We start from the raw sequence: 20,700 nt of genomic DNA, 5'->3' as shown, positions 1-20,700 counted from the left end.
GCTAAAACGGTCAAACATGTCCAAAAGCTGCGCTCTAGCATCGGCGATCCTCCCTCTCGTTCTTGCTTCATGCTAACTTAGGGTTGCAGGTCCCTTCCTCAAGTCACGCGCACTGCTTTGTGAGTCTTGGAAAATGGCTTTTCTTTTAAGCGGGGCACGCTTAATCTGCGCGCTGAACGTAAAGTTCCAATATGGGAGAATATCATGAAAAAGATGCTTTTGGCTTCAACAGCCGCAGCTCTGATGGCCACATCCGTATTCGCGGATGGGCACGCCAATGAAGTAAAACTCGGCATTCTGATCGGCTTCACCGGCCCGATTGAATCGCTGACCGGGCCGATGGCGGCGGGCGCTGAAATGGCGATGACCGAAGTGACCGAAAGCGGCAAGCTGCTGGATGCGGCGAAGGTCACACCGATCCGCGCCGACACTGGCTGCATCGACAACGGTCTGTCCACCTCCAACGGTGAGCGCCTGATTGCGGACGGCATTCACGGGTTGATCGGGGGCGATTGTTCCGGCGTCACCGGCGCGATCCTGCAGAATGTGGCCATCCCGAACGGCATGGTGATGATTTCACCCTCGGCCACATCGCCGGGTCTGAGTTCGGTTGAGGATAATGATCTCTTCTTCCGCACGGCCCCCTCGGATGCGCGCGAAGGCCAGGTCATGACCGAAGTGCTGATGGAACGCGGCGTGAAATCCATCGCCCTGACCTATACCAACAACGATTATGGCAAGGGTCTGGCGGACGCGATCGAAAGCAACTTCAAGGCCGCTGGCGGCGAGGTCACCATCGTGGCCGCGCATGAAGACGGCAAGGCGGATTATTCCGCTGAGATGGGCGCGCTGGCCTCTGCTGGCGGTGATCTGCTGGTGGTTGCGGGATACCTCGACCAGGGCGGTCTCGGCATCATCAATGCGGCACTCGACACGGGTGCCTTTGACACCTTTGGTCTGCCCGGCGGCATGATCGGGGACAGCCTGCCCACAAACGTTGGTTCCGCGCTGAACGGCTCTTATGGTCAGATCGCGGGTTCGGGTGGCGAAGGCATCGAGAAGCTGGTCGCCATGGCCGGTGATGCGTTTGACGCCACGTCGCCCTATACTCCCGAAAGCTATGACGCGGCTGCACTTTTCATGCTGGCCATGCAGGCGGCAAACAGCACGGACCCGGCAGAATATGGCAAGCATATCCTGGATGTGGCCAATGCGCCGGGCGAAAAAATCTATCCCGGTGATCTGGGTAAAGCCCTCGACATCCTGCGCGAGGGTGGCGATGTGGATTACGTCGGCGCCTCTGCGGTTGAATTGATCGGTCCCGGCGAATCCGCAGGCACCTACCGTCTGATCGAAGTGCAGGACGGCAAGAACGCCACCATCGGGTTCAAGTAAGCCAAGCGACAAGAACCGAACCGCCCGGACCGTGTTGTGCTGTCCGGGCGGTTCCAATGAGAGAGCCGCGAAAAGCGGCACTGACGGGGAAAACATATGATCGTCGTTGACGATATTCACAAACACTTCGGCGGTTTCCACGCCGTTGACGGTGCCACGTTGGAGATCGCGCAAGGCTCGATTACCGGCTTGATTGGCCCCAATGGCGCGGGAAAAACCACACTTTTCAACGTGATCGCGGGCGTTCTTCAACCCACTTCGGGCCGGGTCAGCATGGCGGGAGAAGACATCACCGGCCTGCCCCCGCATGAATTATTCCACAAAGGCCTTTTGCGTACCTTTCAGATCGCGCATGAGTTTTCCTCCATGACCTGTCGCGAAAATCTGATGATGGTGCCAGGGGCGCAATCGGGTGAAACGCTCTGGAACACCTGGTTCGGGCGCAAGCGCATTGCCGATGAGGAGCGCGCGCTGCGTGCCAAGGCCGATGAGGTGCTGGAATTCCTGACCGTCGCGCATCTGGCCGATCACCGCGCGGGCCAGATTTCCGGCGGGCAGAAAAAGCTGCTCGAACTCGGGCGCACCATGATGGTGGATGCAAAAATCGTCTTTCTGGACGAGGTCGGCGCGGGCGTGAATCGCACGCTGCTCAACACCATCGGCGATGCGATCATCCGCCTGAACAAGGAGCGCGGCTATACCTTTGTGGTGATCGAGCATGACATGGATTTCATCGGGCGCTTGTGTGATCCGGTGATCTGCATGGCTGAAGGGCGCGTGTTGGCGCAAGGAACATTGGATGACATCAAGGCCAACGAGCAGGTGATCGAGGCTTATCTCGGCACCGGCCTGAAGAATAAAGACAAGGTGGGCGCATGATCCGCGCAAAGTGCAAAAGACGGGCCGTGGCGTTATTTTCACTGGTTGTATGGGTTACTCTTTCTGCAACGTCACCGACATTGGCGCAGACTGTCGTCGGGCGCAGCGTCGTGGACGGCCAAAAGGTGGAACTGCTCTCTGACAAGACCTGGCGGCTCACGGACCCGGACAGTGCCGTGGCCGCCTGCGACAGCCTGCCGCTTGGCGTGTCCTTTTGTGCCGGGACCGACTGGAAACCGACAACGCCGCCGAGCAATGAAATCGCGGCGCAATATCGCTTTGACGACCGCAACTATGCGCAAATGATCTTGGAGGCGGTCGGTACGCAAGATGGCATGTCCACTGAATTCATGCGCAAGGCGATGATCAATAACGCCGCGTCTGTTGCCGGCCTGCGCGAACAGGATGTGGCGATATTGGATGTGCGCGACGTCACTTTGGGAGATCTGCCGGGAGAAATGGTTGTCTATCAACTCGGTCTCGAAGGTGTTGATGTGGTGTTTCTGAATACCATTGTTGTTTTGCCACAACGTACCTTTCAATTGATGACCTTCGCTGTCGGAAAGCAGAAAACGCCCGAAATGGAGCGGTTGCACGTGGATTTCCTGTCGCGGGTGAAAATCGAATGACCCCAATGGCATATATCCCCGCAATTTTGCGCGCCCGCCAGGAGGCCCTATGAGTTCCGGAAAATACGACGACCGCGGCAACAAGGACCTGTCCCTCGGCAACGCCAGGGGCATGGGCACCGCGACCCCGGTGAAACAGGGCGGCAAATCCTTTCCGTCCACGGGCGGGCCGTTTCTGGCTGGTGAAAACATGACTGGCGGGTACGGTGCTGGGCCAGACATCCTGCACGATTGCACCATCGCCGTGGATCGCGGTGAAATCGCCGTGATCGTGGGGCCGAATGGAGCTGGAAAATCGACGGGCATGAAGGCGGTGTTCGGCATGCTGAACCTGCGTCAGGGGCATGTGAAGCTCGACGGTGAGGATATTACGCAACTCTCGCCACAAGACCGCGTCGCCAAGGGGATGGGCTTTGTGCCGCAGACCTCCAATATCTTCACCTCGATGACGGTGCAGGAAAACCTTGAGATGGGCGCTTTCATCCGCACCGATGACATTCGCCCGACGATGGAGCAGATCTATGACCTATTCCCGATCCTGCGCGATAAACGCAACCAGGCGGCGGGGGAACTCTCCGGGGGCCAACGCCAGCAGGTGGCCGTGGGGCGCGCGTTGATGACCAAGCCCAAGGTGTTGATGCTGGATGAACCCACCGCCGGGGTGTCGCCCATCGTGATGGACGAGTTGTTTGACCGCATCATCGAGGTCGCACGCACCGGCATCCCAATCCTGATGGTCGAACAGAACGCGCGTCAGGCGCTGGAGATCGCCGACAAGGGCTATGTGCTGGTGCAGGGGCGCAACGCCTTTACCGGCACCGGGCAGGAATTACTGGCCGATCCGGACGTGCGTAAATCGTTTTTGGGAGGCTAGGGTATGGGGTCTGTTACCATCCGAAAAGGTGCGCCAAGTGAGCCGCAAGCGACATCACTGCTGCACGCCAGCCATGCTCTGATGACGCGGCTTTTCCCTTCGGAAGCGAACCACTTTCTGTCAGTCGAGGCATTGGCCGCGCCGCATATCAGTTTTTTCGTTGCACAGATGGACGAAGAGCTGGTCGGTTGCGTGGCACTCGCCTCTTACCCAGGTTATGGCGAGATCAAATCAATGTTCGTGAGCCCCTCTCGCCGCAAACAGGGGATCGCCGACGCGCTCTTGTCAGCTGTGATTGCCCAGGCGCGCGACGCCAATTTGCCCTGCATCCGGCTCGAAACCGGCACTGGCCTTGAGGCCGCCCATCGCTTGTATGAACGCCACGGTTTTCACGATTGCGACGCCTTTGGCAGCTATTTGCCTGACGCGCCTCTCAGCCGCTACATGGAGCTTGCGATTTAATGGATCTGCTGAACGCCTTCATCGCCTTGCTGAATTTCGTGATCATCCCGGCGGCCTCTTATGGCGCGCAACTCGCGCTCGGGGCGCTTGGGGTGACGCTGATCTACGGCATCCTGCGGTTTTCGAACTTTGCCCATGGCGACACGATGGCTTTTGGAGCGATGGTCACTGTGCTGTTCACATGGCTGTTCCAAAGCTGGGGTATATCGCTGGGTCCCCTGCCCACTGCCCTGCTCGCCCTGCCCTTTGGCATCTTGGGCTGCATGGCGCTGGTTCTGACCACGGACCGGGTGGTTTACCGCTTTTACCGCGCGCAAAAGGCCAAGCCGGTGATTTTCGTCATCGTCTCGCTGGGCGTGACCTTCATCCTCAACGGCTTGGTGCGTTTCATCATTGGCCCGGATGATCAACGTTTTCAGGACGGCGAGCGTTTCATCATCTCCGCGCGGACCTTCAAGGAAATGACAGGTCTGCAAGAAGGGCTGGCGTTCAAGACCTCCCAGGGCATTACCATCGTCACCGCCGTGATCGTGGTTGGCGTCCTGTTTTGGTTCCTGAACCGGACACGAACGGGTAAGAGCATGCGCGCCTACTCAGATAACGAGGACCTCGCACTGCTGTCTGGGATCAACCCCGAACGCGTGGTGATGATCACTTGGCTGATCGTGGCGGGGCTCGCGACCATTGCGGGCGTGCTATATGGGCTCGATAAATCCTTCAAGCCTTTCACCTATTTCCAACTGCTCTTGCCGATTTTCGCCAGCGCCATTGTCGGCGGGCTTGGCAACCCGCTCGGGGCCATTGCAGGCGGGTTCGTGATTGCCTTTTCCGAGGTCACGGTGACCTATGCTTGGAAAAAGGTCGCGACCTACGTGCTGCCCGAGAGCATGGCACCAGATACGTTGATCCAGCTGATGTCGACCGATTATAAACTCGCGGTCAGCTTCGTGATCCTGCTCATTGTTCTTCTGGTTAAACCCACCGGTCTGTTTCAGGGGAAATCCGTATGAATGCGACCCTCAAAAACCTGATCCTCTTTGCCGCCGTCTTTGCGATGATCCCGCTCATTGCTACGTTTCAGGGCTGGAATGCCGCTCTTTTCGTGCTCAACATGGGGTTGATTTCGGCCATCATGGCGCTTGGTGTGAACCTGCAATGGGGGTTTGCGGGGCTATTTAACGTCGGGATCATGGGCTTTGTCGCTCTGGGGGGGCTTGCGGCGGTGCTGATCGGTATGCCCGCCACGCCGGGGGCCTGGCAGGCGGGCGGCTTTGGTATCATTGGCGCGCTTGGCATGGGGGCGGTGACGATCATTGTGGCGATTTTCACCGCCAAACGCATGGCACGCGGTTGGTTGCGCGCTGGCGTGGTCATCGCGATCCTGATTGTGGGGTTCATGCTCTATCGCGCGGTGTTTGACCCATCCGTTGAGGCCATTGAAAGCATCAACCCCGCGCTCACCGGATATCTTGGCGGGCTGAACCCCTATACGGCGGAAACCTACCGCGATCCGGGCAACGGCTGGGTGATGCTGATTGCCTGGCCCGTGGGTGGGCTGTCTGCGGCAGGCGCGGCCTGGATCATCGGCAAGACGGCTCTTGGCCTGCGCTCGGATTATCTCGCCATTGCGACGCTCGGGATCGCGGAAATCGTGATCGCGATCCTCAAGAATGAGGACTGGTTGTCGCGCGGTGTGAAAAACGTGGTCGGCGTGCCGCGCCCTGTGCCCTATGAAATCGATCTGCAAAATAATCCCGAATTCGTGCAACGCGCGGCGGGTTTTGGTGTTGATGCCGTTACCGCCTCCACGATCTATGTAAAACTGCTCTATTGCGGGTTGTTTGCCTTCGTTCTGGTGCTTTTGCTGTGGATGGCACAGCGCGCGCTCAACAGCCCCTGGGGGCGCATGATGCGTGCCATTCGCGACAATGAGGTCGCCGCTGAAGCCATGGGCAAAGACGTCACCGCGCGCCATTTGCAGGTGTTCATTCTGGGCTCTGCAATCTGTGGTATTGCCGGGGCGATGCTGACCACGCTGGACGGTCAATTGACGCCCGGAACGTACCAGCCGCTGCGGTTCACGTTTCTCATCTGGGTGATGGTGATCGTGGGCGGATCGGGCAATAATCTGGGTGCGGTTCTCGGGGGTATGCTGATTTATCTGATGTGGGATCAGGGCGAATCCATCGGTCTATGGGTCATGCAGGGGATTACGGCGGGTATGCCCGATGGCAGTGCGCTCAAGGACCATCTGATTGAATCAGCGGCGCATATGCGCTTGCTGACCATTGGTGTGCTTTTGCTTCTGGTGCTGCGTTTCAGCCCGCGGGGGTTGATCCCGGAGAAGTAGGGTCGTGCGTGACCGGGGCCTGCATATTTGAAGAACAATGAAGGGGTTCAGCGCCCTTTGAACAAACCGCCGAGAATCCCGCGCACAAGGCGGCGCCCCGTGGTGCCTTGTAGCTCCTTGATCACAGCTGATGCCATGGCACCGCCGATGCTTTGGGTCTGACGGGTTTGGCTGCGCTTTGCGGTGGAGCGGGCCACCCTGCCCCCGGTAAAACGGCGCGCAGCGTTGAATTCGCGCAGTTGTGGTGATCCGGCCTCGGCTTTTTCCTCAGCGGCTTCGGCCTGTTTGGCGGCTTCTGCTGCGCGTTTTTGCAGGATTTCATAGGCCGATTTACGATCCACCGGATTATCATATTTCCCGGCCATATCAGAGGCGGCCATAAATGCTGCGCGCTCCGCCTTTGTCACGGGACCGAGTTGCGAGGATGGCGGGCGGATCAGAGTGCGCTCGACAATGCCGGGCACCCCCTTGCGTTGAAGCATGGAGGTTACGGCCTCGCCCACGCCGACCTCGCGAATGGCCTGCTCCGTATCAAAAGCGGGGTTTTCGCGGTATGTTTGCGCGGCCATGCGCAATTCCTTGCGGTCCTTGGCGGTAAAGGCGCGCAACGCATGTTGGATGCGGTTGCCCAGCTGACCCAGAATATCATCGGGTACATCGGCGGGGTTTTGCGAGATAAAGTAAACTCCGACGCCTTTTGAGCGGATCAATCGTGCGACCTGCTCGACCTTATCCACCAGTGCTTTGGGGGCATCTTCAAAGAGCAAATGCGCCTCGTCGAAGAAGAAGACCAGCTTGGGTTTCTCGGGATCGCCCACCTCGGGCAGCTCCTCAAAGAGTTCGGACAAAAGCCACAGCAGGAACGTCGCATAAAGCCCCGGTGCGTTCATCAGCTTATCCGCCGCGAGGATATTGATCTCACCCCGACCCTGCGCGTTCGTGCGCATCAGATCGGACAGCGCCAGAGCCGGTTCGCCAAAAAGCCCGGTGCCGCCCTGATTTTCCAGCACCAGAAGCCGGCGCTGGATCGCCCCGATGGAGGCGGCGGAGATATTGCCGTAACGCAGCGAGAGTTCCTTGGCGTTTTGCCCGATCCAGACCAGCAGTGATTGCAGGTCCTTGAGGTCGAGCAGTGGCAAGCTATCCTCATCCGCCAGCCGGAAAGCGATGTTCAGGATGCCCTCCTGCGCTTCGCTTAATTCCAGCAGGCGCGCCAGTAAAAGCGGACCCATTTCGGAGACGGTCGTGCGCACCGGGTGGCCCTGGTCGCCAAAGATGTCCCAGAAGGTCACCGGGAAGGCTTCATAGGTGAAATCCGCAAAACCGATCTTTTCTGCGCGCGCGCTAAAGGGGCCATGCAATTTATGCGTCTCCGATCCGGGCTTGGCCAGGCCGGAAAGATCACCCTTCACATCCGACAGGAAGACCGGCACCCCCGCCCTGGAAAACCCTTCGGCCAGAATTTGCAGCGTGACGGTCTTGCCTGTGCCGGTCGCCCCCGCGATCAGACCATGCCGGTTGGCATAGCCCAGGCTCATATATTGCTGCGTGCCATAATCAGGCCCGCCACCGCCAATAAAGATATCCGATGTCATCGCGCCGCTCCTCGAGTGATCTTTTCTGAGATTGACCATACGTTTTTAACCTTTGGAGGCCATAGTGAAATGGTTCGGATCGGTGGTTATGTCCCTCCTGATCCGGGCATCCTCCCTGTCAGACTGGCCGTGCCGTTTATCGGTACGGCCTTTTTTCTATCAAGGGTTGAACAACCCGCTTGATTTCCGAGCTAAGTGGAGATTCCTGTTGACGGCTTCTGTGGCGTCTCGTAAGTTTTGCGCAATAAGTCGGCCAGTCCGACGGGGAGAAAAAAATTGGGAGGGGATGCATCGCGCATCCCTTTTCCTTTTGGCAGACATCAGAAAAAAATCCGTGACAATAAGGCGTTTTCAACGCATCGGGCCTGACAGTCAGAAATCGCCATGCTACATCTCGAGAACAGCACAGAAAAACGGAGCGTTCATGTCCTATTCACCATCACTTTTGGCCCGTATCGCGGGCCTGGCAACGCCATTTATTTTCGCGGGCACATTGGCGATGGCGCAATCGGACACTGCCACGGATAGTTCCTCGATTGCGGATGAATTGAGCCTTGGTGACGCCTCGCCACGGGTTGGCGAGACCTATATCAAGGAAGAGTTTGGTGATTGGGACCTGCGGTGCATCAAGACCGAAGAGGATGAAGACCCCTGCCAGATGTACCAGCTGCTGGAGGACGAGCAAGGCGCTCCGATTTCTGAATTCACCCTGTTCAAATTGCCCGAAGGTAACCAGGCCCAGGCCGGTGCGACCGTTGTCGTGCCGCTTGAGACGTCGCTTGCGGCACAGTTGAGCATCAAAGTGGATGATGCGCCCGCCAAACGCTATCCTTTCGCGTTTTGCAATCAGGTCGGCTGCTATGCGCGCATCGGGTTAACCCCGGAGGATGTGGAGCAGCTCAAGAAAGGTGGCGAAGCGATTTTGACCATCGTACCCGTTGTCGCCCCGGATCAGCGGGTGAACGTCACCTTATCCCTGAACGGCTTTACCGCCAGCTTCGATCAGGTGTCGGTGATTGAGCAGTAACGCCGCCGCGCGAACGACCGGCTCGCCTTTCATAACGCGTGGCTGCTAAATCCGACGCAACGCCAGAACAGCGTTCATGCCGCCAAAGGCAAAGGCGTTGGACAGCGCCACATCCACCTGCGCGGCGCGCGCGGTATTGGGCACCACATCCAGTGCGCATTCCGGGTCTGGTTCTTCATAGCCAATGGTCGGCGCGATGACCCCATCGCGCAGTGCCATGATACACGCCAGCAGTTCCACCGCCCCGGTCCCCCCGATCAAATGTCCGTGCATTGATTTGGTCGAACTGATCATCAGCTGATCCGCATGCGGGCCGAACACATCCGCCACGGCGGCGCATTCGGTTTTGTCATTTGCAGCCGTGCCGGTGCCATGGGCATTGATATATCCGATCTCGTCGCGGTTTACCCCGGCGTCTTGCAACGCTCCCGCCATGGCCCGCGCCGCGCCGTTTTTTGACGGCATCACGATGTCACTGGCATCTGAGGACATGGCAAACCCGGCCACTTCGCACAGGATCTCAGCCCCCCGCGCGCGCGCATGTTCAAGCTCCTCAAACACAAAAATGCCCGCGCCCTCGCCCTGCACCATACCGTTGCGATTGGCGGAAAACGGGCGGCACGCGTCTCGCGACATGACGCGCAACCCTTCCCAGGCCTTGACCCCACCAAAGCATAACATGGATTCCGATCCGCCCGTCACCATGACCGGGGCCATCCCCGAGCGAACCATGGAAAACGCTTGTGCCATTGCGTGATTGGAGGAAGCGCAGGCGGTTGAGACCGTAAAGGATGGTCCCTTGAGGTTATACTCCATGCTGACATGGGAAGCCGCCGCGTTGTTCATCAGCTTGGGCACCACAAAGGGGTGCACGCGGTTTTTGCCATCCTCATAGACCGAACGGTAATTGTCATCCCACGTACTGACCCCGCCCCCTGCGGTGCCCAAAACCACGCCGGATTTCGCGGCCAGTTCACCGCTGAACACCAGCCCGGATTGTTCGATGGCCTCTTTGGCGGCGGCCAGCGTGAATTGCGTAAAGCGATCATAAAGCGACATTTGCTGGCGGTTATACCGCCCTTCGGCCTCAAAACCGCGCACCTGCCCGCCGATCTGGATCGACAGGCGCTCGACGTCCCGGATCGCCAGCGGACCGATCCCGCAGGTCCCGGCCTGCATCGCGGCCATGGTCGTGGGAACATCAAGCCCAAGCGCGTTGATGGTGCCTGCACCGGTGATCACGACGGTTTTCATTGGCCGCTCACCGGTGTTCTTTTTGCAGGCGTTCAATTCCAGCGATAATCGTGGCGACGCTGGAAATATCGAAATCGGACTCCGTCGGCGCATTCGCATTAAACGGGATGGTGATGTCGAATGCCTCCTCTATCGCGAAGATGCTCTCCACCAAACCCATACTGTCGATCCCCAGATCTTCCAATGTGGAGTCCAGTGTGACGTCGGACGGTTCCAGTACCGCTTGTTCGGCGATAATGGCGATCACTTTGTCTTTGATGCTCATCTGTCCCGCCCCTTTATTCACATGATGGCGATTTAGTCATCCGAACCGGTTTTGAAAACCACCCTTTTCAAGGCTGCGACATCGCGCATCATTCGTGGCAGGCGCCGCATTGCCTTGTAACTCTCCATCTGAGTTTCCATCTTGGTCGCCGGTGAGCCCAGAATAGTGCGCCCCGCAGGCACGTTAGAGAAGATCTTGCTCGCACCGCCCGCGATGACACCGTCGCCGATGAATATGTTGTCGCTGACGCCGACCTGGCCCCCAAGCACGACGTTATTGCCGACATTGACCGACCCGGCGATCCCGACCTGGCCGCAGATCAGGCAGTCATCGCCAATGATGCAATTATGGCCGATGTGCACGAGGTTGTCGATTTTGGTGCGATCCCCGATTTTCGTATCCCGAATGGTGCCATAATCGATGGTGGCATTTGCCCCCACCTCAACGTCATCGCCGATGGTGACCGCGCCCAGCGAATGGATACGTCGCCAGGATTGCGCGGTGGTGTCTTTTTGATCGCCAAGGGTTTCACGCGCGGCCTCGACGCCGGATGCGTCGGGTGTGGTAAAGGAGAACCCATCCCCGCCAATCCGCGCACCGGGCTGTGCGATGAAACCCGCGCCGATGGTCACGCGCGCGCCAATTGACACCGCTTCGCGCAGAGAGGCGTTTTTGCCGATATGGGCGTTCCAGCCGATAAAACACTGCGGGCCGATCACGCTGCCTGCGCCGATCTGCGCTCCGGCTGCGATGACGGTGAGGGGTCCGATCGTAACGCCCTCCGCAATGCTGGCGCTTGGGTCGATCACGGCACTGGGATGGATGCCGGTGCCAAACCCCTGCCCCGCGTCCATCAGTTGCGTCAGCGAGGACATCGCATAGCGTGGGCGTCTGGGAATGATCGCCGCCTTCAGGCCAAGTGCTTCCCAATCAGCCCCTTGCCACAAGAGTGCTGCGCGCGCCTGCCCCGCGCTCAAATCCTCGGCGTAGCTCTTATTGGTCGCAATCGCCAGATCGTCGCGCCCTGCGTCTTTTGGCTCGCATACCCGCATGATGCGTAGCGACAGATCCCCAAAGGCATCCGCCTCAAGCGATGCGGCAATATCTGCGACGGTAAAGCTCGTCCCTGCCATAGCAATGGCCCTCACGCTGTTTCGCGTGAAGAGTTACCCTTGAACCGCCTGCAAGACCACCCCTGCTTTGGACAGAGCGTCCCAAATCCGCCCGTCCCGGCCATAGACGTCGCGGCGGAACTCGACCTTGCCCTTGGGGTCCACAAAAGCCGTGCGGTAGATGATATGCACCGGCACCGGCTCTTTGAGGTTCACCTGCTGCTCCTTACCGGTTGCCAGCTTGGCCTGAAACAACCCTTCCGGGTCGTTGGTTTGTTTGGCCAGCAGCGCATAGGCGAAATCAAAGGGGTCCGCCAGACGGATACACCCGTGGCTATAGGCGCGGGTTTCACGTGCAAACAGGCTCTTGGCCGGTGTGTCATGCAGATAAATATTATGCCGGTTGGGGAACATGAATTTCACCAGACCCAGCGCATTTCCGCGGCTGGGCGGCTGGCGCATGGCAAAGGGGAAGGTGCGCGCGGTGAATTGGGTGAAATCAACGGCGGCACGGTCAATCTGGCGGCCCTGCCGGTCGGTGATCTCAATGTGATTCACCGCGTTGGGGTCCTTTTGCAACTCCGGCAGGTACTCCTTGGTCACAATGGAGCGCGGCACGTACCAGCTTGGATTGATCACCATGAATTCCATAACATCCGAAAACTCCGGCGATTGACGCGCCGCTTCGCGATGCCCGATGACCGAACGCGTCTGGAATGTCACCTTGCCATTGTCGATAATCTTGGCCGAAAAATCCGTCAGGTTGACCTCAATGTGGCGCGCGCCGCGCTCCTGGTTGAGCCAGCGTTCGCGCTCCATCGCCACAATCACGGACTGCAATCGCGCCTGCATCGATGTATTCACCTCGCGCAGCGTGCCAGGTCCGGCAACACCGTCCTGCGCCAATCCGTGATCGCGCTGAAAGCGCTGCACCGCCGCCGTCATCGTAGCGTCATAGGTCTGACCGGGATTGCGTTTCATATACCCCATGCGCACCAATCGGTCGCGCAATGCTACGACCGCCGCGCCCGTTGCGCCCGGTTTAAGGGTTTGCGACGGTGCCGTCTGACCCCATCCGCCCTGCGCCAAGACCCCTTCAAGGCGCAGCTTCTCTTTCATCAAACCAGCGTATTCGGGGGTTGTCGGGGCCAATGCGCGAAAGAAACCCTTTGGAGAGGACTTCACGAAATTCACCAAATAGGACCCGCGGTCACGATAGGGCACCTGGCGGACAATTGCATCATCCACACGTCCCGGCACCAGCACGCCGGTCTGGATGTCACGCGCATATTTCAAAAACACACGCGACATTTCGACCTCGACAAGACCAAGGTCGCGCGCGCTGCGTGCGGCTTTCATTTTGGCCTGCAAGCCGGGCAAGTCATAGCGTGCGGCAGGCAACCCGTGGGTCGATGCCGCATCCAGCGCCTCAATCAAAGCCGCACGCCGGGCTCGGTCGCGCCCACTTCCGGTCCAAATCCCGTCATATGCATTGGCCTGGTAGAAGGCCGCAATATCCTGATCGCGCGCTGCGGCTTCTGCCACCGCCTGTTTGAACGCAACATCCTGCGCTCCCACGGCGGGCGCTGCGATCAGACAAGACAGGAAAAACACCGCCGCCGCGAGCATTTCAAAACGCAACCGATTGTGCACACCAAAAACCAACATGAAGACCCCATTTTTAAATCTTCCAACGGTTTTGGCCTGCCCAAATGCGCCTGTCCAATAACATTTTGACTGTGACGCAAAGAAAGCCCGGATTGATGCAACCACGCATCGGCCCAACCCGCATGATGGCGCAATACGTCCCATTGGCGATATTTTGCCTAAAATTGCGCCTAATTAACCTCGTCCATTTTCAGGACTTGGTTAACAATCGCCGGTATGAAATAACCATGTTGCGTCTGGGGAAGAGATGACACCCTCGTGTAACATCACGAGCAAAGGCAGATTACGGGGCGAAAACCAAATGACGATTGACAGCTCAACGAGTATGTCCCGCCGTGCACTTTTGGGTGCATTTGCGGCGACGGCACTAACGGCAGCACCAACTCTCTCGAACGCGGCAGGCTTCTTGCGCGGGGGTGGCGACATTCGGCGGATCCGGATGTATTCCGGCAGAACCGGTGAACGCATTGACATGATTTACTGGATCGAAGGGAAGTATGTCCCCGAAGCTGTGAGGGAAATCAATCACTTCATGCGAGACTGGCGGACCGACGGTGTTAAGTCCATGGACTTGCGCACGATCGATATCATGTCGGCGGCACATAACCTTCTGGATGCGAGCGAGCCCTACATGTTGCTGTCTGGCTATCGCAGCCCACAGACAAATGCAATGCTGCGAAGCCGCAGCCGGGGCGTTGCAAAAAACTCCCTTCACGTGAAAGGTCAGGCTGCGGATTTGCGCCTTGCCAGCCGTTCTGTGTCGCAGGTCGCACGGGCCGCGCAGGCCTGCAAGGGCGGCGGAGTTGGTAAATACTCCCGGTCAAATTTTGTGCATATGGATTGCGGTGTCGTCCGCACCTGGGGTCGCTAAAAAGCAGACTACTGGATAGGTGGCGTCTGTTCCGGAGCATTTTTTGGTCTGAGCGTCCGTGACCTCAAGAGTGGCGGTGTGTTTTTCGCGGATCTCAATATGTCCTCGGATATCATGCGTTTTGACTTTTCTTATGCGCCTGATTGCTTTCCCTCAAAACGAACAGGGAAATTTTTGGGTTGGCTTTGACAGTTTGGATGCTTTTGCAACATCCGACGCCCGCTTTGCTTCTTATGCAGCCCAAGTTCACCACCAAAAAAGCGTCAATGCGGTACCGATCCGTACAATCGGTACATTAAATTTGCGGACCCCGTTTTTGGCACCCCAAGAAATTGGCGGGCACGGCTCTGGACAGCTGTCCTACCATCGGTCTATGGAAGCTAACTCAGTGAAAGTGAGCGACCTATGACCTCTATTCTTGTTCTCAACGGACCAAACCTGAACTTGCTCGGAACGCGGCAACCTGAGGTTTATGGTACGACGACCCTCGCGGATATCGAGAAGCTCTGCGCAGGTTGGGCCGCTGATACGGGGTGCGGGGTCGCGTTTGGACAATCTAACCACGAAGGTCATCTGATTGATCAAATTCACGCAGCGCGTGGGGTTCATGATGGAATTGTCCTGAATGCCGGGGCTTATACCCATAGCTCCATTGCGCTCATGGATGCCATCGCATCGGTCGATTTACCGGCCATCGAATTGCACCTCAGCAACGTGCATGCGCGCGAAGATTTTCGTCATGTCTCCTACATCGCAAAGGTGGCGATTGGAATAATCTGTGGCTTTGGCGCGCGTGGGTACATCATGGCACTTGATGCGATGTTGGCGCATGTTTCGGATCAGAAAACGTAAAACTGTCACGGCGGCCCAACCTTGAGCAGGGCCGGCACAAACGAAGAATTTCATCCGTTTATTCGCGAAACCATGCACAAAAAAGGGCGCATCTCTGCGCCCTTTACGTCAATGACAGTCAGGTCATGATCAGCCTTTGACAGCCTTGGCAACTTCTGCGGCAAAGTCTTCCTTGATCACTTCGATGCCCTCACCCACTTCGAGGCGAACAAAACCGGAAATCGTTGCGCCGGCTTCTTTGGCGGCGTCACCGACCGTGAGGTCCGGGTTCACGACGAAGGATTGATTGAGCAATGTGACCTCAGACATGTATTTTTTCATGCGACCCACAATCATCTTTTCGATGACCTGCTCTGGCTTGCCGCTTTCTCGCGCAATATCCATCTGGACCTGTTTCTCTTTCTCGACGACCTCTGGGTCCAGATCCGCCTCAGACAGGGACGCAGGATTCACCGCGGCGATATGCATCGCGACCTGTTTGCCGAAGACTTCATCGCCACCGGTCATTGCGACCAGCACGCCAATTTTGCCCATTCCAGGTGCCGCAGCGTTATGCAAATAAGACACGACGACATCGCCATCAATGGTCGACATCCGGCGCACCGACATGTTTTCGCCGATGACCGCAACCGCATCGGTCACGGTCTGCTCAACGGTTTTGCCGTTCATATCGGAAGCTTTGAGCGCGTCAACGTCACCAACCGTCAGCGCAACATCAGCAATGCCTGCCACCATTTTCTGGAAGTCGGCGTTTTTGCCCACAAAGTCCGTCTCTGAGTTCACTTCCACGGCAACGCCGTGACCGCCCTCGACCTTGACCGCGACCAGACCTTCTGCTGCCGTGCGGCCGGATTTCTTGGCCGCTTTGGCCAGACCTTTGGTGCGCAGCCAATCGATCGCCGCTTCCATATCGCCATCATTTTCCGTCAACGCTTTTTTCGCGTCCATCATGCCCGCACCGGTGGTGTCGCGCAGTTCTTTGACCATAGATGCTGTAACTGCCATCTGAGGCTCTCCTTTGGGAATCATAGAGCGCAAGGCGCGCTGGAATACTAGGGTTGGGGCAGGTTACCCCTGCCCCATACGTCAAAGCCGTGACCGGCCTCAGCCTTCGGCTTTGGCAACTGTCTCTTGTTTGGATTCGATATCGAGCGGGGCTTCTTTGGCCATTGCATCGTTCGAAACTGTCTCAATTGACGCACTGCCGACTTCTACGCCCTCAGAAACGGCCTCCTCTTCGGGGGCTTCTTCCATGGCGCCGATGTCCACACCGGCTGCGCCCAATTGTGCGCTCATCCCGTCAAGCGCTGCACGCGCTGCCAGATCGCAATAAAGCGTGATGGCACGCGCCGCATCGTCATTGCCTGGAATGATATAATCGATGCCATCGGGCGGACAATTCGTATCGACCACGGCCACAACCGGAATGCCCAGCTTGTTGGCTTCAGCAATCGCCAGCGCTTCTTTTTTCACGTCGATCACAAAAATCAGGTCAGGACGACCGCCCATTTCGCGGATACCGCCCAAGGAGGCCTGCAATTTGCCCTGATCGCGCTCCATGCCAAGACGCTCTTTCTTGGTCAGGCCCGCAAAACCGTTCTCGGATTGCTCGTCGATATTTTTCAAGCGGTTGATGGATTTGGAAACCGTCTGCCAGTTGGTCAGCGTGCCCCCCAACCAACGGTGGTTCATGTAATATTGTGCGCATTTTTCTGCGGCATCGGCGATGGGCTGTTGTGCCTGACGCTTGGTGCCCACAAACAGGATGCTGCCGCCTTTGGCGACGGTGTCACGAATGGCCTGCAACGCCTGATCCAACATTGGAACGGTCTGTGTGAGGTCCATGATGTGGATGCCATTGCGCGCGCCGTAAATGAACGGACCCATACGAGGGTTCCAACGCTGCGTCTGGTGGCCGAAGTGTACGCCTGCTTCAAGCAATTGGCGCATGGTGAACTCTGGAAGAGCCATGTCGATATACCTTTCCGGTTTTATCCTCGGCGGGGGCATGACACCGTTTGGGTGCCAACCGGCGGACTTGACAGGATGTCTCCCTGCACAAGCCCAAACCCCGCCTGTGGGTTTCAATGCCTGCGCTATAGGCCAGCCACAGCACACCCGCAAGCCCATAACGCCGCGTTTCACGCAAGAAGTGACTACAAAATCGATCGGAACGCTTGTCTCCCGGCGACTTCGGGCTTTACGTTACGCCATAGCGTTTCGCAGAGAGCGCGATAGCCAAAAACAAAAACACCGGGAGACCCCATGAATACGACTTTGAAATCCGCCTGCGTCGCAGTCGCGCTGCTGCTGCCAAGCGCGGCGATGTCCGCCCCCCTGACCCTCACCCCGGCGAACCCGCAACCCAGCGCGGGCAACCTCACGCCCGGATTGGCGGTCAACTACGCGCTTCGCAATCATGGTCGCTCCCTGGTGGATGCCGCTCGGGTGCTGAAAAAGGGAAAGCCCGGCACGCCGCTCAGGGGGCTGTCTTATGAGGACACGAAAGACGGTGAAAATGTCCTCACCACCGAGCATTCGGAGAAAATTGCGGCCGCCATTTCCGGATACATCAAGTTTCCTGCGTCCGGCAGCTATGTTTTGGAATTCCTGTCCAATGACGGTTTGAAAATCGTGATCGGGGAGCAAGAGGTTGGGCTTTATGATGGGGTTCATGCCTGTGGTTACGTGGGCGAACAGGAGGTCACCGTGCCCCAGGCGGGGTATTACACGCTCGATGCGATCTATTTCCAGCGCAAGGGGAGCGCGTGTCTGCTGATGGAATGGGGTCCCGATAGCGATGGTCTCGAACAGGTACCCGACAGCGCTTTTTTTCATTGAGCCGGTTGATTACCGCGCCCCGCGCGCGCCATGCGCTGATCGCACCTCTGTCTCGCAGGCCATTGCCAGTGATTTGCGATCCTCAAATGCGCTGATTTTGAGGGGTGTGGCGTAGATCACACGGACGTATCCGCCCCTGCGCGTCGCGAGCACTTTGAGCAGATGTGGGCCAAGGTCCATATCTCCCCACCAGCCGTAAAACCGCGGATCTGAGCCGGGCGGCGCGTCATAGGTGACGCTCACCGGCTGAACATACTGGGAATCGCGCAGGGTGTTTTTAAACAATGCGTCAAACAACGCGCTTTTGAAGCGCAAAACCTGTAGCCCATCGCTGCTGGTGCCTTCGGGAAAGAAAAGCAGACTGTGGCCGGCCGCAAGTCTGCCGCGCAAAACATCGGATTGAACGCTGGCCTTGCTGCGCGATCGTTCAATGAAAACGGTCCCTGTTGCTCGGGCAAGCCATCCGATCCCCGGCCACCGCGCGACCTCGGATTTAGACACGAAATAAACTGGCTGGCCTGCGTTCAGTACGAAGATATCCAGCCAGCTGGCATGATTAGCCACGATCGCACCGGGTGCTTGCATCGCTTGCCCCACCCTTTGCATCCGCAACCCGATAATGCACAGCGCCATGCGACAGACAAAAACGGTGATGAAGGGCGTTACGGGGCGCGCCTGCCCGAAGAGCGGGCGTTCGAAGAGACGCAATGCCAGCAAAACCAAAAAACCGCCAAATAGGAGAAACGCCAAGGCCGGGCCTCGCAGCGCCACCAAAATCCACCCCGACCACGTGATTTTCGAAGCCGGTGGCGGCGCACCGCCTTGCCAGGTGATGCTCATCCGGACGCGCCCCGATATAGCCGCGCCTGACGTTCGTTCATACGCGCTGTATCCAGGATCAGACAGACATCGGTGGTATTGAATGCGTGATCGATATAGGCCCCCTCGCCGACAAAACCGCCCAGACGCAGATAGGCTTTGATCAACGCCGGAACCGCACGCATCGCCGCGCGCACCTCCAGATCGGCCGATGGGATGATATCCATAGACTGAAAGGCATCGGGCAGGGTTTTGACTCGCAAATCTTGTGGGGCCAGATAACGATGGTGCAGCACGGATAAGGGCGCTGCGAGCTTGGCAATATCGGTACCGTGGAAGCTCGCCACACCGAAGAGAACATGAATGTCGTGTTGTGCAATATAATCCGCCAAAGCGTTCCACAAATGATACATGGCCATGCCGCCCCGATAGTCAGGGTGCAAACAGGACCGGCCCAATTCCAACAGGTTGCGCCCCGAGTTCAACAGCACCGAAAGATCATATTCATCCGCGGAATAGAATTGGCCCGCGGCGCGCGCCTGATCGCTACGCATCAACCGATAAACGCCGACGACCTCCTGGCTGGCGGTGTCGCTCAGGAGCAGGTGATCCGCATGCGCGTCGAAGCGGTCGACTTCCAGCCCCCCCAGATGATCAACCATATCACCGCCGCCGCCGAGTTCCTGGACGAAAACACGGTATCGAAGCCGCTGTGCGGCCTGGCGTTCAGCCTCGGTTTGCGCAATCTTGACAGAAAACGCCGAAGGTGGTTTTTCATCCATCAAGGTGACACCCGTTTATGCATGGTCAAATCGCGGCCCATCATGGTTCCTTTCCAACACCATCTAGGCGTGAAAGTCTTATTGGGTTTACAATGCAAGCGTGCACGCTAGTATCGCCCTGCAATTCGTTAAACATCAAAGATCGGGACCAGAACGATACGAGTGCTATCTATGCAGACCTTACCATGGTCACGAAAATTCACCGTAACACGCGCATTTACGTTACTTTGGACTTGTCCTGTGCCCCAATCTGGAAAATCAGGGTGTTTGACGAACATTCCGGGTGATAAAATCGCGTTCAAATCTTCCATGGCGTCCTTTTCCAGCAGGAGACATTAATTGGGCCACAGTGACATCAACCTAGCCGCATTGATCGGCAGCCGCATCTGCCATGACCTCATATCGCCGATTGGCGCAATCAACAATGGGTTGGAGCTTTTGGGGATGGCGGGCGGCACCGCGGGCCCCGAACTTGATCTCATTCAGGAAAGCGTTGGCAATGCCAGTGCGCGCATCCGGTTTTTTCGGATCGCCTTTGGGGCGGCGGGTGAGCAGATGATGGGGCGCGCCGAGGTGACCTCCATCCTTGACGATATGATGCAGGGTGGGCGCCTTGATGTCGCCTGGGGGCCGCTGGACCCGCAACCGCGCACCGGGGTAAGGCTGGCTTTTCTGGCACTTCAGTGCCTTGAGGCCGCGATGCCCTATGGCGGTCGCGTGGAAATCAGTCATGACGGCACCTATTGGCTGCTGCACGGGCGTGCGGACAAGCTCAATTTGGACGCTGATCTCTGGGCGTCGCTCGACAACAAAAACCCGCCTGATGACCTGCGCCCGGCACATGTGCAATTCGCCCTGCTGCCAACGATTGCGGCGGATGAGAAACGCGCCGTCTCCGTTGAACTGCGCGACACGGAAGTGAAGCTGAGCTTTTAGCGCGCCTTTGGGAATACCGCACGCTGTCCGACACCATGGAGATCAACGCGTTAGGGGTCAGGTCATGTATCAGGTTTTCCGACAAACAC

At 57.9% G+C, this 20,700-nt stretch carries 23 protein-coding genes; 13 read left to right on the top strand and 10 right to left on the bottom strand.

Translation table 11 applies throughout. The annotated features are described in order from the left end of the window. Positions 1 to 204: 204 nt before the first annotated feature. The 7 genes from ROLI_RS10105 (at position 205) to ROLI_RS10075 (ending at position 6,589) form a co-directional block, all read left to right on the top strand. Positions 205 to 1,395, top strand: coding sequence for an ABC transporter substrate-binding protein (locus ROLI_RS10105; protein ID WP_187430742.1), 1,191 nt, complete (start codon positions 205 to 207; stop codon positions 1,393 to 1,395). 96 nt (positions 1,396 to 1,491) lie between these two features. Then, complete coding sequence (locus ROLI_RS10100; protein WP_187430743.1) at positions 1,492 to 2,274, top strand: ABC transporter ATP-binding protein; 783 nt, start codon at positions 1,492 to 1,494, stop codon at positions 2,272 to 2,274. Then, complete coding sequence (locus ROLI_RS10095) at positions 2,271 to 2,903, top strand: hypothetical protein (protein WP_222869575.1); 633 nt, start codon at positions 2,271 to 2,273, stop codon at positions 2,901 to 2,903. The genes ROLI_RS10100 and ROLI_RS10095 overlap by 4 nt, the downstream gene beginning before the upstream one ends. Before the next feature lie 49 nt (positions 2,904 to 2,952). Then, on the top strand, positions 2,953 to 3,777 hold the full coding sequence (locus ROLI_RS10090; protein ID WP_187430745.1) for an ABC transporter ATP-binding protein: 825 nt from the start codon (positions 2,953 to 2,955) through the stop codon (positions 3,775 to 3,777). A gap of 3 nt (positions 3,778 to 3,780) precedes the next feature. Next, a complete protein-coding gene (locus ROLI_RS10085) occupies positions 3,781 to 4,239 on the top strand; it encodes a GNAT family N-acetyltransferase (protein ID WP_187430746.1) in 459 nt (152 codons plus the stop codon). Continuing rightward, the gene (locus ROLI_RS10080; RefSeq protein WP_187430747.1) at positions 4,239 to 5,249 is read left to right on the top strand and encodes a branched-chain amino acid ABC transporter permease; all 1,011 of its coding nucleotides are present in this window, start codon (positions 4,239 to 4,241) and stop codon (positions 5,247 to 5,249) included. The genes ROLI_RS10085 and ROLI_RS10080 overlap by 1 nt, the downstream gene beginning before the upstream one ends. Further along, the gene (locus tag ROLI_RS10075) at positions 5,246 to 6,589 is read left to right on the top strand and encodes a branched-chain amino acid ABC transporter permease (RefSeq protein ID WP_187430748.1); all 1,344 of its coding nucleotides are present in this window, start codon (positions 5,246 to 5,248) and stop codon (positions 6,587 to 6,589) included. The genes ROLI_RS10080 and ROLI_RS10075 overlap by 4 nt, the downstream gene beginning before the upstream one ends. Positions 6,590 to 6,636: 47 nt before the next feature. Here ROLI_RS10075 and ROLI_RS10070 read toward each other — a convergent pair whose 3' ends face one another. Beyond that, on the bottom strand, positions 6,637 to 8,184 hold the full coding sequence (locus tag ROLI_RS10070; protein WP_187430749.1) for a helicase HerA-like domain-containing protein: 1,548 nt from the start codon (positions 8,182 to 8,184) through the stop codon (positions 6,637 to 6,639). Between the two features lie 424 nt (positions 8,185 to 8,608). On the opposite strand from ROLI_RS10070, the gene ROLI_RS10065 reads away from it, so the two are divergent. Beyond that, positions 8,609 to 9,211 carry an invasion associated locus B family protein gene (locus tag ROLI_RS10065; protein WP_187430750.1) on the top strand — a complete coding sequence of 201 codons (603 nt, stop codon included), beginning with the start codon at positions 8,609 to 8,611 and terminating at the stop codon, positions 9,209 to 9,211. Between the two features lie 45 nt (positions 9,212 to 9,256). Here ROLI_RS10065 and ROLI_RS10060 read toward each other — a convergent pair whose 3' ends face one another. The 4 genes from ROLI_RS10060 to ROLI_RS10045 are packed head-to-tail and all read right to left on the bottom strand — an operon-like array spanning position 9,257 to position 13,510. Continuing rightward, positions 9,257 to 10,465, bottom strand: coding sequence for a beta-ketoacyl synthase (locus tag ROLI_RS10060; protein WP_187430751.1), 1,209 nt, complete (start codon positions 10,463 to 10,465; stop codon positions 9,257 to 9,259). A 7-nt stretch (positions 10,466 to 10,472) separates the two neighbouring features. Continuing rightward, entirely contained in the window at positions 10,473 to 10,730 is a 258-nt protein-coding gene (locus ROLI_RS10055; RefSeq protein WP_187430752.1) for an acyl carrier protein, read from the bottom strand. Positions 10,731 to 10,762: 32 nt separating this feature from the next. After that, a complete protein-coding gene (locus ROLI_RS10050; RefSeq protein ID WP_187430753.1) occupies positions 10,763 to 11,863 on the bottom strand; it encodes a UDP-3-O-(3-hydroxymyristoyl)glucosamine N-acyltransferase in 1,101 nt (366 codons plus the stop codon). A 33-nt stretch (positions 11,864 to 11,896) separates the two neighbouring features. Then, positions 11,897 to 13,510 (bottom strand): murein L,D-transpeptidase, encoded by a 1,614-nt coding sequence (locus tag ROLI_RS10045; RefSeq protein ID WP_405049012.1) that lies wholly within the window; start codon positions 13,508 to 13,510, stop codon positions 11,897 to 11,899. A gap of 301 nt (positions 13,511 to 13,811) precedes the next feature. On the opposite strand from ROLI_RS10045, the gene ROLI_RS10040 reads away from it, so the two are divergent. The 3 genes from ROLI_RS10040 to aroQ all read left to right on the top strand — a co-directional run bounded on the left by ROLI_RS10040 (position 13,812) and on the right by aroQ (position 15,233). Continuing rightward, entirely contained in the window at positions 13,812 to 14,381 is a 570-nt protein-coding gene (locus ROLI_RS10040) for a DUF882 domain-containing protein (RefSeq protein ID WP_187430754.1), read from the top strand. 133 nt (positions 14,382 to 14,514) lie between these two features. Further along, positions 14,515 to 14,790, top strand: coding sequence for a hypothetical protein (locus ROLI_RS10035; protein ID WP_187430755.1), 276 nt, complete (start codon positions 14,515 to 14,517; stop codon positions 14,788 to 14,790). Then, positions 14,787 to 15,233 carry a type II 3-dehydroquinate dehydratase gene (aroQ, locus tag ROLI_RS10030; protein WP_187430756.1) on the top strand — a complete coding sequence of 149 codons (447 nt, stop codon included), beginning with the start codon at positions 14,787 to 14,789 and terminating at the stop codon, positions 15,231 to 15,233. Before ROLI_RS10035 ends, aroQ begins: the two co-directional genes overlap by 4 nt. Before the next feature lie 129 nt (positions 15,234 to 15,362). On the opposite strand, the gene tsf is transcribed toward aroQ, so the two are convergent. Then, positions 15,363 to 16,238, bottom strand: coding sequence for a translation elongation factor Ts (tsf, locus tag ROLI_RS10025; protein WP_187430757.1), 876 nt, complete (start codon positions 16,236 to 16,238; stop codon positions 15,363 to 15,365). Between the two features lie 99 nt (positions 16,239 to 16,337). Then, complete coding sequence (rpsB, locus tag ROLI_RS10020) at positions 16,338 to 17,204, bottom strand: 30S ribosomal protein S2 (RefSeq protein ID WP_187430758.1); 867 nt, start codon at positions 17,202 to 17,204, stop codon at positions 16,338 to 16,340. Positions 17,205 to 17,498: 294 nt separating this feature from the next. Here rpsB and ROLI_RS10015 point away from each other — a divergent pair, with 294 nt between their 5' ends. Next, entirely contained in the window at positions 17,499 to 18,074 is a 576-nt protein-coding gene (locus ROLI_RS10015) for a PA14 domain-containing protein (protein WP_187430759.1), read from the top strand. A gap of 9 nt (positions 18,075 to 18,083) precedes the next feature. Here ROLI_RS10015 and ROLI_RS10010 read toward each other — a convergent pair whose 3' ends face one another. The 3 genes from ROLI_RS10010 to ROLI_RS10000 form a co-directional block, all read right to left on the bottom strand. Beyond that, positions 18,084 to 18,914, bottom strand: coding sequence for a 1-acyl-sn-glycerol-3-phosphate acyltransferase (locus ROLI_RS10010; protein WP_187430760.1), 831 nt, complete (start codon positions 18,912 to 18,914; stop codon positions 18,084 to 18,086). Next, on the bottom strand, positions 18,911 to 19,675 hold the full coding sequence (locus ROLI_RS10005; protein WP_187430761.1) for a GNAT family N-acetyltransferase: 765 nt from the start codon (positions 19,673 to 19,675) through the stop codon (positions 18,911 to 18,913). Before ROLI_RS10005 ends, ROLI_RS10010 begins: the two co-directional genes overlap by 4 nt. Before the next feature lie 128 nt (positions 19,676 to 19,803). Beyond that, a complete protein-coding gene (locus tag ROLI_RS10000; protein WP_187430762.1) occupies positions 19,804 to 19,986 on the bottom strand; it encodes a DUF3553 domain-containing protein in 183 nt (60 codons plus the stop codon). A 28-nt stretch (positions 19,987 to 20,014) separates the two neighbouring features. On the opposite strand from ROLI_RS10000, the gene ROLI_RS09995 reads away from it, so the two are divergent. After that, entirely contained in the window at positions 20,015 to 20,611 is a 597-nt protein-coding gene (locus ROLI_RS09995) for a histidine phosphotransferase family protein (RefSeq protein ID WP_187430763.1), read from the top strand. The last annotated feature ends 89 nt before the right edge of the window (positions 20,612 to 20,700 follow it).

It is taken from the genome of Roseobacter fucihabitans (assembly GCF_014337925.2).
GTDB lineage: Bacteria > Pseudomonadota > Alphaproteobacteria > Rhodobacterales > Rhodobacteraceae > Roseobacter > Roseobacter fucihabitans.
The sequence above is the reverse complement of the archived record's forward strand: the minus strand, read 5'-3'. Positions and strand labels throughout refer to the sequence as shown.